We start from the raw sequence: 13735 nt of genomic DNA, 5'->3' as shown, positions 1-13735 counted from the left end.
GGCTTTGCCGACAGCTCCCCCTCAAGGGGGCGCAAAGGGGAACGGATGTGCTGCTTGCGGCGTGGCATTTCTTGGCCCCCTCTGACGAGGGGGCTGCCGAACGAAGTGAGGCTGGGGGAGAGATAGCTGGAACGTTACGTTCGCGGTATCTCTCCCCCAGTCCGCTTCGCGGACAGCCCCCTCGTCAGAGGGGGCCGGCATATGTGGACCCTGTGAAAATCACCTGTGCGCACACGCCGCTGATTGTGGCGTGGCGTAATGGGAGCGTTCACAGTACACTGAACACTGTATGGCGTGCGCGCGGTCGAGGTTGGTCGTGCGCAACGGAACCGGCGGGGACCACGACAGGTCGCCGCGTGGGCGTCGTGAGGAAGGGCGGCGTGCGGTTCACCCGGCGCGATACGAGGAGATACAGACGATTCCCTTTATCGAAGGAGCATTATGGGGATGTGGACAAGAAAGGCCGTTGGCATCGTGGCGAGCGTCGCCACGCTGGCCGCCGGTCTCATGCTGCCGATGACGGCGGCCGCGGCGAGCGTGCCGAAGCCGCTCATCCATTATTCATTCGACACCGCGCCGAGCGGCAAGACCATCGCGAACGAGGGTACCGCGGCGAACAGCGACGCCACCCTCTCCGGTGACGCGACCGTCGCGAACGGCCAGATCAACCTGACCGGATCGCAGACCATCAGCGTGCCGACCACCGCGATCAAGGGCCAGAAGGACGTGACCGTCTCCATCTGGCTGAAGAACAACTACGGTAACGGCAACGTCGCCGCCGCGTACATCGGCAATGGCGCGACGAAGAACGGCTACTTCCTGCTCAATCCGGCGAACCCGTCCGGCTACGTGAAGTCCGTGATGACCACCGCCACCGCGGCCGCCCCGAACAACAGCCCGTGGGGCACCGAAGTCGGTCCCGCCGCGACCAACGCCGCCACCACCGGCGCGAAGGCGACGAACGCGCTCGCGCTCTACACCACCGTGATCGACGGCACCGACGGCACGATGAGCTTCTACCTGAACGGCCAGCCGGTCGGCGACAAGACGTACACGATCCCCGCCGGCGGCCTCACGAACTACGGCGACCTCGTCGCGTACATCGCGAAATCCTCCTACGCCGATCCGAACACGAAGATCGACGTCGACGACTACGCGGTCTACGGCACCGCGCTCACCGCCGATGACGTCGCCGGACTCTACAGCGCTGAAGCGCTCGACAAGGCCGCCGCGGCCGTCGCCGCCGCCGTGCCGTCGAGCGCGACGGAGGACTTCACGCTGCCGGTCGCCGCCGCAGGCGCGACCGTCGCGTGGAAGTCCGACAACGCGGCCATCGCCGTCGACGCCGCGACCGGCAAGGCGACCGTCACGCGTCCCGCCGCGAACGCGGCCGACGCGACGGTGACGCTCACCGCGACGTTCACGCTCGACGGCGCGAGCAAGACCGCGACGTACACGGTGACCGTGCCGAAGCAGCCGTCCGACGAGAGCAAGGCGCAGGCCGACCTCGACGCGATCGCCATCGAAAGCGCGGACGACGTGCGTTCGAACATCTCCATCGCGACGAAGGGCGACAACGGTTCCGCGATCACGTGGAAGATCGTCAAGGGCGGCGACTACGCCACCGTCGGCGACGGCGTGAACGACAAGTCGGCGACCGTGACCGTCAAGCGTCCCGCCTCCGGCAAGGACGCGGTCAAGGTCACGCTGGAAGCCACCGCGAAGAATGGCGCCGCCACGCTCACCAAGGACTTCGAGATCACGATCCAGCCGATGCCGGCCGCCGAGGAGAAGGACGAGGCCTACGTGTGGGCGTTCTTCACCGGCGAAGGCGTGGGCGGCGAGAAGATCAGCCTCGCGGCCTCCAAGGGCGACAACGCGCTCGACTGGAACACGCTCAACAACGGCACCCCGCTGTTCACCTCCGAATATGGTGAGAAGGGCCTGCGTGACCCGTTCATCATGAAGTCGAAGGACGGCGACAAGTTCTACATGCTCGCCACCGACCTGAAGATCTCCGGTCGTGCCAACGCCAACGGCATCAGCAGCCTGAACGGCTTCGCCGGCGCGCAGGTCAACGGCTCCAAGTACATCGAGATCTGGAAGTCCGACGACCTGGTCCACTGGTCCAAGCAGTCGCACGTGAAGGTCAGCTCCGACTACGCGGGCAATACGTGGGCGCCCGAGGCGTACTGGGACGACGAGATCGGCAAGTACGTCGTCTACTGGGCGTCGAACATGTACGACACCGAGAACTCCGCCGACCGCAAGGCGATGACCTACAACCGCATGATCTACGTCACCACCGACGACTTCGTGAACTTCTCGGAGCCGAAGGTGTGGATCGACTCGCAGCGCGGCAACGGCAAGGATGGTAAGGGCTCCATCGACGCGACCGTGCAGAAGGTGGGCGACACCTACTACCGCGTCTACAAGGACGAGAACTCGATGAGCCTGCGTCAGGAGAAGTCCACGAACCTGCTCGCCACCGTGAAGGGCGACTACCCGGGGACCACCGGCGCGGCCGACCAGTGGACGTTGGTCGCCGAGAAGATCGGCAACGGCCAGCCCAACGGCTACGCCACCGGCAGCGGCAAGTTCACCTCCGGCGAGGGCCCGTCCCTGTTCAAGGCCAACGACGGTGACGTGAACGGCTACCAGTACTACCTGTTCGCCGACCAGCCGAACTACCACGGCGGTCCGAACCACTACGTGCCGATGGCGACCAACGACATCGCCAGCGGCAAGTGGACGGTCATCGGCGACAAGATGCCGGAAGAGAACTTCCCGACCAACTCCGACGGCGGCAAGCCGCGTCACGGCACCGTGCTGCCGGTGACGCGCGCCCAGTACCAGAAGGTGCTGGAGGCGTACGCCCCGGCCGTGGCCGTCAAGTCCGTGGGTGCGCTGGACGTCGTCGAGACGAAGGTCGGTGAGGATCCGACCGCCAAGCTGCCGGCGACCGTGCACCTCACGCATGCGGACGGCTCCGAGGCGGATGTCGCGGTGAAGTGGGATGCGGTTCCGGCTGATTCCTACGCGAAGACCGGCACGTTCACCGTGAAGGGCGTCGCGCAGGATGACTCCCGCATGCCTGTCGAAGCGACCGTGACCGTCACCGGCATCGATATCTCCGGCGCGACCGTGAAGCTCGCGCAGACCGAGTACACGGCCGACGGCGCCGCCAAGGAGCCCGCGGTCGAGTCCGTGACGCTCGCCGACGGCACCGTGCTGGGCGAGGGCGACTACACCGTGTCCTACGCGAACAACGTCGAGCCGGGCACCGCCACCGTGACCGTGACCGGCGCGGGCAAGTACTCGGGTACGGTGAAGGTCACGTTCACGATCAAGGAGGCCGAGACGCCGACGCCGACGCCGTCCACCAAGTACGGTGTGGCCGATTTGAAGAATGTGACTGCGAACTATGCGGATAACGGTGCTCAGGTGGCGTCGTTCCGTTACGATCAGTCCGGTCCGTTCAGGATCGCTGCTGGTCGTAGGGTGAAGCTGCAGGGCGTCCCGGTTGCGTGGAAGTCCGCGGATGTGACTTCCGATGCGTCGAAGGGTCAGGTGTTCCGGGTGACGAGCCCGGATGGCAAGTTCACGCAGACGTACACGTTCGCGTACGATACGGCGAACCTGCCGGCTCCGAAGCCGACTCCGGCTCCGAGCACCGGTAGCGCCTTGTCCAGGACGGGTGCCGCCGTGGCGGGCGTGCTGGGTGTGGTGGCCGTCTTGGCCGCCGCCGGCGTCGGTCTGACCATCTGGCGCAAGCGCCGCGCCTGACGGTATGCGCCTCCGGCGCATGCTGGTTTTCCGGCCCCCTCGTCAGAGGGGGCCTATGTTGGCTGGCCTTATATCGGCTCGCTGTCGCTCGCACATCGCCTACAAACGCCTCCGGCGTTTGCTTCACGGCGATGTCCCACCTCAGTCCGCTTCGCGGACAGCTCCCCCTGACAGGGGGAGCAAAGGGATGGTATGCGCCGTGGCGCATTCCGTTATCTTGCTCCCCCACGGATGTGGGGGAGCTGGCCGGCCGTAGGCCGGACTGAGGGGGTACCCTGCGCGGAAGGAAGGTCCGAGAAATCCCGTCCCCACGTTGCCATCGCAAAATTGAAGCGCTACAATGAATCGTGTTTTGTAAGCGCTCACATTACTGTGGGCAGTAAGGCGCATGCGGTGTGGACTGGGTGCGCTGGAGCACGGCGGGGAGGCCGTGCCGATCCAATCGAAGGAGAATCATGGGACGATGGAAGGCGGTGGTGGCGGCGTTCGCCGCCATACCGATGATGCTGGCGATGGCGCCGGCCGCGACCGCGGACACACCCAGCGACGTGCGCGAAAGCTCGATCGTCGCCACGAGCGACACGTTTGTGGCCTCGTGGAAAAAGCAGAAGCTCGACAACTACAACACGGCCAACGACCTGGTCGTGCAGAACACCGCCGACGGCGGCCGGAGCCAAGGCGAGCTGGGCGAGCAATTCGTCTCCACGAACACGAACGACGCCACCGATCTCAAGATGACGTTCCTCGCCTTCGACCTCTCGTCGCTGGGTGGTCAGAAGCCCCTGTCCGCCGATCTCACACTGACGTTGATCGGCCGCAAGACCGGCGTGACCAGTTCGACCGGCACCCTGCGCGTCGCCGCCATCGACCCGTCCACCGCGTGCACGACCGACGCGCAGTGCGACTTCTCGAAGATCACGTGGGCGAATCGCCCGCAGTTCACCGCCGACGCGAACGACGTCGTCACCTCCGAATCGTTCGCCATCGACGGCACCGACGTACCGTCCGTCACCGCCGACGTGACCATCAGCGGCACGCAGGCCACGGCGGACGTCGCCGGGCTCGTCGACGCGGCCATCGCGCGCGGCGACTCCACGCTGCTGCTCGCCGTGAACGATACGGCCGCCGAACAGCTGCATTTCGTCAGCACGGAGGGCTCCCGCAACCTCACCAACGCGAACACCGGCATGGCTCCCGCATTGCGCGTCACCCGCAGCGCGAAATCCGTCGGCGTCTACGGCCAGAGCGCGATGAGCGTGCTCGCCGGGTACGCGGCCACGACGTCGCCCGCCTTCGACGTCACCGGTGACGGCGCGACCGTCACCGTGACGGACGCCGGCGACGGCACCACGGGCGGCGACGGCACGGCCGCCGGTGCCGTGGCCGCCGGCAAGGTGACATGGGACGCGGCGGCGAAACGACTGGACATCGCCGCCGGACTCGCCGCCGGCACGTACCCGATGCGCCTGACCGCCACCGACGCGACCGGCGCGCATGCCAGCCTGACGTTCACGCTCACCGTGCAGAAGGCCGCGCCGTCGGCGAAGCAGGCGGGCATGGACAACCCGCTGATGGACTACCAGTACGGCGCCGACCCGTGGGCCATGGAATACGACGGGCGACTCTACGTGTACATGAGCTCCGACGCGATGCAGGTCACCAGCGACGGGCAGGTCGTGCAGACCTACGAGACCAACGGCGACGGATCGCTGAAGAACAACACGTACCGGCAGATCAAGACCATCTCCGTGATCTCCACCGACGACATGGCCAACTGGCGCAACGAAGGCCAGATCCGCGTCTCCGGAACGGGCGGCGCGAACCCGAACGGCCGCTGGTCGTGGGCGCCGGCCGTCGTGCACAAGACCATCGACGGCGTGGAGAAGTTCTTCATGTACTACACCGACAACAACGAAGTGCACGTGCTGACCTCCGACTCGCCGGTCGGCCCGTGGACCGACCCGCTCGGCGGCCGCGCGCTCGTGAAGAAGAGCACGGCCGGCGTGAAGCTGGACGGCGCCACCACGCCGGAATGGGTGTTCGACCCGGCGGCGCTCGTGGACGACGACGGCACCGGCTACCTCTACCTCGGCGGCGGCCAGGGCAACGAGGGCGGCACGGGCGCGAACGCCGCGCATCCGAAGTACACGCGCGTGTTCAAGCTCGGCGACGACATGATCTCCCTGACCGGCGACGTAAAGGCGATCGACGCGCCAGGCATGTACGAGGACTCCGGAATCATGAAGATCGGCGACACGTACTACTACTCGTACTGCTCGAACCTCAGCTACGACGTGACCACCGACGGCCTGACCCTGCCTAAGGGCGACATCCACGTGATGACCTCCAAGGACCCGATGGGCCCGTACACGTACCAGGGCGACGTGATGCGCAATCCGGGCGACTTCTTCGGCATCTTCGGCAACAACCATCACGCCATGTTCACGTTCAAGGGCAAGACGTACATGGTCTACCACGCGCAGACCGTCATGAAGTCGCTGATTGACGCGGGCGTCGCGCCCAGCGGCGGCACCACCGACGACGGCGTCGAGAAGGGCTACACCTACCGTTCCACGCACATCGACGAGATGACCGTGAACGCCGACGGCACGATCGAGCCGGTCACGATGACGATGACCGGCGTGCCGCAGACTCAGCGCCTCGATCCGTACGCGTCCGGCGGCGTCGCGGCGACCACGATCGCCCGTTCGTCCGGCCTCCAGACGCTCGACCGGAATTCCGGCGTGCGTGTGAGCGACTACGGCGTGAGCAATGCGGACGGCGTGCGGCTCACGAACGTCAACGCGGGGGAGTGGACGTCGCTTTCCGGCGTCAACTTCGGCGCGGATGGCGCGACCGGTGCCGCGAGCGTCGCGGTGCGCGCCATCGGCAAGGCGGGCGGCACCATCGCCATCCACCTTGATTCGGTCGACGGGCCGCTCGCCGGCACCGTGACGATTCCCGCCGGCGACGGCGCGTCCGCCACGGATTTCAGCGGGTACGCCACGTATGACGCCGACCTCGCCGGCGCCACCGGCGTCCACGACGTCTACTTCGTGTTCGACGGCGATTCCGCCGATGAACTGTTCGACGTCGCGTCGTACACGTTCACCGCCGCGAAGCACGATGGCGGTGATGGTGATAACGGCGGTCCCGGCGATAACGGTTCCGGCGATAACGGTTCCGGCGGTGATAACGGTGACGGTGACAACAGCGGTGACAACGGTTCCGGCGACCAGGGCGGCAACGGTTCCGGCGACAACGGCAATGGCAACGGCGGCAATGGCGGCAATGGCGGTGCCGACGGCAACGGTGCCGGCGCCGGTTCGGATACGAACGGCACCGTGACAGCCCCCGGCAAGCAGCCGTCCGGCGACTCCGCGCAGCAGTCGGGCGCCGGCACCGCCGGTTCGGCGCTGTCGGCGACGGGTGCGGGAATCGTCGGCGCGACCGCGTTCACCGCGATCATGCTGTCCGCCGGCATCTCCCTGACGATCTGGCGCAAGCGCCGCGCATAACGGACCGCCACGCGCCTCCGGCGCATGCCGATTTCTTGGCCCCCTCTGACGGGACATTGCCTACAAACGCCGGAGGCGTTTGTAGGCAATGTGCGAGCCGACAGGCGAGCCAACGTGAGGCCGGCCGCAGGCCGTCCTTGATTGCGGTCGGGCTGTCCGCGAAGCGGACTGGGGGAGAGATACCGCAAACGTTACGTTCCAGCTATCTCTCCCCCAGTCGGCCTGTGGCCGACAACCCCCTCGTCAGAGGGGGCCTATGTGCGCGGGATACCCCCTCAGTCCGCTTCGCGGACAGCTCCCCCTGACAGGGGGAGCAAGGGGATGGTATGCGCCGTGAGGCGCATTCCGTTATTTTGCTCCCTCACGCATGTGGGGGAGCTGTCCGGCCATAGGCCGGACTGAGGGGGTCGAGTCTGTGCCCATCAGGTGCTCCGTCGAATCAGCGCTTTCGCCCGGCCGTGCTTTCGCGGATCAGCAGTCGTGAGGGGATCGCCACTTGGGCGTGCGCTGCGTGGCCCCGTCCGTCCGCATCCTGCCGGGCCTCCGCACCCGGCAGGCTTCCATCGCTCTGCCCGTCTGCCCCCTGCCGGATCTCATCGATGAGAACCCGGATCGCGGCGGCACCCATCTCGTAGCCGTGCGGCTCGATCGTCGTCAGCGGCACGCTGCCGCCCCATGCCAGCGGATTGCCGTCGCAGCCCATCACCGCGATGTCGTCGGGGATGCCCAGTCCGCAACGCCGTATCCCGTCGATGCATCCCGCCGCCAGCACGTCGGTCAACGCGATGACGAAGTCCGGCCGTTCCGCCGCGGGCCGCCCGGCGAGCCGCATTCCGGCGTCGAGCCCGGCGCGCGGCCCCCGCCAGTCGGCCGCGGTCACGATTTCGGCGCCGTCGCCGAGCACCGACCGGACACCGGCGATGCGGTCGGCGAGCGATTGGATGTCGTCGTCCGCGGTCAGCACGGCGATGCGCCGCCGCCCGAGCTCCAGCGCGTGACGGGCCGCCTCCCGCCCCGCCTGCACGTTGTCGGCGTACACCTGCCCGAATTCCCGACGCTCGTCGTGATAGTCGACGAGCACCATCGGCAGGTCGTCCGGCCATTGCGGAATCCACGAGGCGCTGGGACGCGGCTCCATCACGATGCCGGCCACGTGAGCGCCGCGGAAGAAATCGACGTAATGGTTGGCGAGCAGCTGGTCGTTGTCGGTGCTGGTGATGAGCAGGTCGTATCCGGCCGCGCGGGCCGTATCATGAGCGCCCTGCGCGAGCTGCAGCGAGAACGCATGGTCGAGCCCGGTGAGCAGCAGCCCGAACGCCTGGTTCGTGCCTCCGGCGAGCGCCCGCGCGCTGCGGTTCGGCACGAAGCCGAGCCGGTCGATGGCCGCTTGGATGCGTTGACGGGTCTCCGGCCGGACGCGTTCGGGGTGGTTGAGCATGTTGGACACGGTTCCCAGCGAGACGTGCGCCTGCCGTGCGACGTCGCTGATGGTCACTCGTGCCATGAATCGTCCTTTCGTCGCGTCGGTACGGCTATCCATAATACGGAAAACGGCGTCGCCGCAGTGGAATCACCGCGGCGACGCCGTCGTCATGTCGTCGCCATCGTCAGGTCAGACGCGACGTTTGCGCCAGACGGTGAGGCCGACGCCCGCCGCGGCGCATAGCGCGGTCGCGGCCGCGGCGACGGCCACCGCCGCGCCGCTGTGCGACAGCGTCGCCGCGCCGGTGCCGTCGGCGGCGTTCGCGCCGGAACCGGCGTTGCCGTTGCCCGTGGTGCCGTCGCCGGTGCCGTTCGCGCCGTCGCCGTCGCTGTTGCCGCCGTCACCGGAATCGCCCGGTTGGTTCGGATTGTTCGGATTGTCCGGCTGATTCGGCTGATTCGGCTGATCCGGATTCGTCTCGCCGGACGATGCCGTGTAGCCGTCGGCGATGGCGGCGGACAGCACGCCGTCGCGGACTGCGAACGTGTAGCCGCCGGACTGCAGCTCGAAGCGCGCGGCCGTGACGCCGTTGTGCTCGGTCATGCCCTTATAGGTCACGCCGGCGATGTCCTTGAACCCCTTGGCCGCGGACTCGGCGACGGGCAGGTACAGGGTGGCGGTCGTGTTCGCCGGAACCGTCGCCTTGTAGGTCTTCAACGTGGAGGCCGCACCCTTGCCGGTGCTGGTCCATTCGGACGCGATCGTGCCGTAGTAGGAATCGTAGGTGCCCTTGGCGTGGGAGATGCGGCTCTCGTCGTTGTACTGGTCGCCGGTGTCGATGGTCGGCTGCAGCACGATGTGCTTGAAGCCGGGGGCGTCCTCGGAGGAGGCGATGCCCGCCATGTAGCGGTACATCCATTCGACCACCGCGCCGTACGCGTAATGGTTGAACGAGTTCATCTCGGAATCGCCGAAGCCGACGCCCGGCGTGTAGGAGTTCCAACGCTCCCAGATGGTCGTCGCGCCCGCGTTCACCTCGAATAGCCACGAGGGCTGCGCGTCGTTGAGCAGCAGGTCGTACGAGACGCTGGACTGGCCGGCGTCGGTGAGCGTCGGGGCGATCACGTTCGCGCCGAGGAAGCCGACGGCCAGCGAGTTCTTCGCCATGCTCGCGCGCACCGAGCCTTCGGCCGGGTTCTCGTTGCGGATGTTGTCCACCAGCAGCTTCGTCGCGGCCTCGCGCATCGCGTCGGAATCGTAGAAGCCAAGCTTGAGCATCCACAGCAGCGCGGTCTGGGAGTTGTCCTCCCACGTGCCGCCCTTGCCCAGGTTCATCTGGAACTGGTTCTTGCTGCTCGCGGTGTCGCCGGACTTGATGGTCAGGGTGCCGTCCGTGAACGTCACGTGCGTGGCGAGGAACTTCGCCTTGATCGCCTCGAACTTGGCCGCGTAGCGGGCCTCGTCGTCGGACTTGCCCAGCACGCCGGCGATCTTCGCCATGAGCTGCGCGTCATAGCCGTAGTAGTAGTCGGCCATGATGTTCACGTTCGTGCCCTGGAACGACAGCCAGTCGCCGAAGTTCTTGTCGCCGGTCACGCGCGCCTGGTCGGGGCCGCGCTCGCCGGCGATCATGAAGTCCATGTACTTGGTCAGGGCCTCGTAGCTGCGGGAGAGGATGGACGCGTCGCCGGTCTGCTGGTACATGACCCAGGCGTCGATGATGAGCGCGTCGCTCCAACCGGCCGCCTGGTTGCTGAAGTAGCCGCTCAGCTGGTCGGCGACCGAGGGCGTGTACCCCTTGATCATCGTGTTCTCGTCGAGGATGTCCTGGATGTCGTCGAGGAACGCGACCGAATCGAAGTTGTAGGTGGCGGTCTGCGCGAACGCCTGCAGGTCGCCGGTCCACAGCAGGCGTTCGTCGCGCTGCGGGCAGTCGGTGGACGTGGTGTAGTAGTTGCTCAGCTGGCCGTGCAGCGTGTTCGAGAACAGCTTGTTCACGTGCGCGTTGTCGGTGCTGATCGTGCCGGTCTGGCGGCTCACGGACGAGAGCGCGTTCGACTTCGCCGCGTACACGGTCATGTCGGCGGTGGCCGTCAGCTCGATGTACTGGTAGCCGAAGTACGACATCAGCGGCTGGTAGGTCTCCTTGCCGTTGCTGCTGTTGCTGCCGCCGCCGTCGAACACGTAGGTGGCCTGCGAGCGGGCGTTGCGCAGGTTCTTCTGGTACATCGAGCCCTTCGGCCCGTCGGCCTGCGTGTTGCCGTTGCCGACCGCGCTGCCGTCGTTGAGCATCTCGCCGAACCGGACGGTCGCCTTGGTCCCGGAGGCCGCGGCGAAGGTGAGCGTCGGCACGGCGGTGAGGTTCTGCCCCATGTCGATGATCATCGTCTGTCCCTTCTTCAGGGTGAGGCCGTTCCTGCCGAAGAGGCTGTCGCCTTTGGCGACGTTCGTGTACGCGGACTGGTACAGGGCGTCGGAGGGCTTCGCGTAGGCGCGGTAGTCGACGACGTTCACCTGCCCGCCGGCGAACTCGCTGGTCGCGGCGTCGCCCTCGTACACGGTGGCTGACACCGGTTCGGCGGAGAACGCGTCGACGATGCGCCCGGTCAGACCCGGCTTGGCGACGATCTTCCCCGCGTAGGTGGTCGTGCCCAGCGCGAGCGCGCCGGCGAGCACGGTATTGCGCACGCTGCCGGCGTCCACATTCCTCTTGACGTCGGTCCAGGTCTTGCCGCCGTCCTTCGAGACCTGCACCGAGTAGGTCTGCGGGTAGTTCGCCGCGGTGCCGGAGAGGATGGAATCGACCTTGGTGCGCGGGGTCATCGTCAGTCCGGCGATGGAGACGGCCTTGTCGAAGTGGAAGTCGAACGTGATCGGCTCGTCGATGTCCTGTGTGACGTTCCCCTTGCCGAGGATGCCGCTGGACCAGCCGGCGTCGCTGGTCTCGCCCAGGTCGCTGTCGGTCAGGTTCGCTGGCTTCCACTGGTCGCCGCCGGTGAACGTGTCGGACACGGTCGGCGTGACGCCACCGGACACCACGTCGCCGTCGGCGTCGGTGAGCTGCATCTCCATGATCTGCAGGCGGTTCTCGTTGTCCTGCGCGTTGGCCGGGCCGGATTGCGAGACGCTCACGCGCACGTCCTTGGCGGTGGTCTCGTCGAGCGAGGTGGTGACGGCCGGCATCGCGGTCTCGGGGTGCAGCACGGTGTTGCGCAGCGAGTCCACGTGCTTCGTGGTCACGTCGGTCCAGTGCTCGCCGTCGTCGGAGATCTGCAGCGTGTAGTCCTTCGGATAGTTGGCCGCCTGCACGCCGTCGATCGAATCGGCCTGCACGCGCGGCTGCAGCGTGAGCCTGTCGAATGATTTCGCCTCGCCCAGGTCGAAGGTGAGCGTGATGGGCTGCGTGAGCGCGACCTCGCTCTGGTTGTTGGCGAGCACGCCGCTGGAGTAGCCGGCGTCCGATTCGACGCCGTCGTCGCCGTCGGTCAGCTTGGCCACGCCCCACGTGTCATCCCAGTCGAAGGTGTCGGACGCCTGCGCGGTCAGGCCCTTGAGCAGATTGGTGGTGCCGGAGCCGGTACCGGTGCCGTCGCCGTCGGCGTACAGTCCCATCTCCATGATCTGCAGGCGGTTCTCGTTGGTGTCCTCCTTGATGGCCGGGCCGGTGGCGCTCACCGAAAGCCGCACGTAGCGCGCCTTCGCGGTGTCGAAGGTGTCGGTGAGCTTCGGCACGACCGTCGCGGCGGTATTGTCCGCGCCGGTCCAGTCGCCGTCGTCGTAGCCGACCTTGGTGAAGTCGCCCAGCCGGTCGGCCACGCGCGCGTCGTAGTCCTCGCCGTAGTAGACGCCGTTCTTGAGGATGCCGCCGCTGAGCGTGCCCTTCCAGTCGGTGGTGTTGGTGGGGATGTACGTGACGTCGCCGTCCGTGCCGGTCACGGCGAGCAGCGCCTTGACCGCCGGCTGCGCGGCCGTCGTGTTCAGGCCGAACTTCCAGCCGTTGCCGGCCACGACGGACAGTGCGATGTCGCGTTGTCCCTTGAGATAGCCGGTGACGTCGTAGGTCTGGTAGCCGAGGGATACGTCGCCGTTGCCGTATCCGGGGTTCATATGATCATGCGTGACGGTGCCGTCCGCTTGGGTCTCGCCGACCTCCTTGCCGTTCAGATACGCCTGGTAGGCGCCGAGCGCGGTGATGTAGAGACGGGCGGAGACGATGTCGCTGCCGACCTTGCGCTCGGTGCGGAAGATCGGGGCGCTCGACGACTTGTTCATGCGGATGAACTGCGCGTCCTGCCATTGCTTGGTGTCGGTCACGCCGGTCTCGAACGTGGCGGGGGAGGAGACGGCCTTCGCGCCGTCGCCGTCCCAGACGGTGACGGTCCACGAGTACGCCGTACCATCGGTCAGGTCCGGTCCCGCGTAGGGGATGCCGACGGACGTGCCGCCGTCCGTCTTGCCGCTGGACCATACCGTGCCTTTGCCGTCGGCCGTGACGTCGATCTGGTAGGCGGACTGCGTGGCGCCGATGACCTTCGAGTCCATCCGCCAGCCGAAGGTCACGCCGTCGGTCTCCACGCCCACCGGATTGGTGAGGTAATCGGTGGTGAGACCGGTGATGGTCGGGGCGGGGCGCGCGGTTTCGGCGGCGGTGGCCGTCATCGGCGCGATGAGCATGCCCGCCGCGGCGAGCAGGGCGCAGAGGACACGCGCCGGCGTCCTGGCCTTGCCTGTGTTCCGGATGATGCTTGTGTTTGTGCCTGTGCCGGTGTCTTGTCGCGGGCGTTCCGTTGCCCGCGTGATGACGTGATGCATGAGCTACCTCGTTGTAAGTGTGTTATCGTTGACATGCAAATTGAAACGCTTCAATTATAAACCAAGGGAGGACACGTGATGACAGCAATGTGACCGCTTACGCAAAGCGTTTTCTTACGAGGTGCCGGCTAACGGAATGCACCTTACGGCGCATGCCATTACTTTGCTCCCCCTTTCAGGGGGAGCTGTCGGCCGT

General features: G+C 66.7%; 4 protein-coding genes. 2 read left to right on the top strand and 2 right to left on the bottom strand.

Translation table 11 applies throughout. The features are described 5' to 3' along the window. The first annotated feature begins 441 nt into the window (after positions 1-441). Together AC1AYN_RS05315 and AC1AYN_RS05310 are read left to right on the top strand one after the other, a co-directional pair. The gene (locus AC1AYN_RS05315; RefSeq protein ID WP_476532453.1) at positions 442-3786 is read left to right on the top strand and encodes an immunoglobulin-like domain-containing protein; all 3345 of its coding nucleotides are present in this window, start codon (positions 442-444) and stop codon (positions 3784-3786) included. Positions 3787-4241: 455 nt separating this feature from the next. Further along, a complete protein-coding gene (locus tag AC1AYN_RS05310) occupies positions 4242-7304 on the top strand; it encodes a family 43 glycosylhydrolase (protein WP_476532452.1) in 3063 nt (1020 codons plus the stop codon). Between the two features lie 439 nt (positions 7305-7743). Here the strand turns inward: AC1AYN_RS05310 and AC1AYN_RS05305 are convergent, their stop codons facing one another. After that, positions 7744-8808 carry a LacI family DNA-binding transcriptional regulator gene (locus tag AC1AYN_RS05305; RefSeq protein WP_476532451.1) on the bottom strand — a complete coding sequence of 355 codons (1065 nt, stop codon included), beginning with the start codon at positions 8806-8808 and terminating at the stop codon, positions 7744-7746. 108 nt (positions 8809-8916) lie between these two features. Continuing rightward, a complete protein-coding gene (locus AC1AYN_RS05300) occupies positions 8917-13539 on the bottom strand; it encodes a family 78 glycoside hydrolase catalytic domain (protein WP_476532450.1) in 4623 nt (1540 codons plus the stop codon). Between the last annotated feature and the right edge of the window lie 196 nt (positions 13540-13735).

This window comes from Bifidobacterium sp. LH_413 (assembly GCF_056357015.1).
This window is presented reverse-complemented; position numbering and strand designations above follow the sequence as displayed.

Coding starts and splice junctions, on each gene's coding strand:
- AC1AYN_RS05315 (WP_476532453.1), top strand. CDS start 442: ATGGGGATGTGGACAAGAAAGGCCGTTGGCATCGTGGCGAGCGTCGCC.
- AC1AYN_RS05310 (WP_476532452.1), top strand. CDS start 4,242: ATGGGACGATGGAAGGCGGTGGTGGCGGCGTTCGCCGCCATACCGATG.
- AC1AYN_RS05305 (WP_476532451.1), bottom strand. CDS start 8,808: ATGGCACGAGTGACCATCAGCGACGTCGCACGGCAGGCGCACGTCTCG.
- AC1AYN_RS05300 (WP_476532450.1), bottom strand. CDS start 13,539: ATGCATCACGTCATCACGCGGGCAACGGAACGCCCGCGACAAGACACC.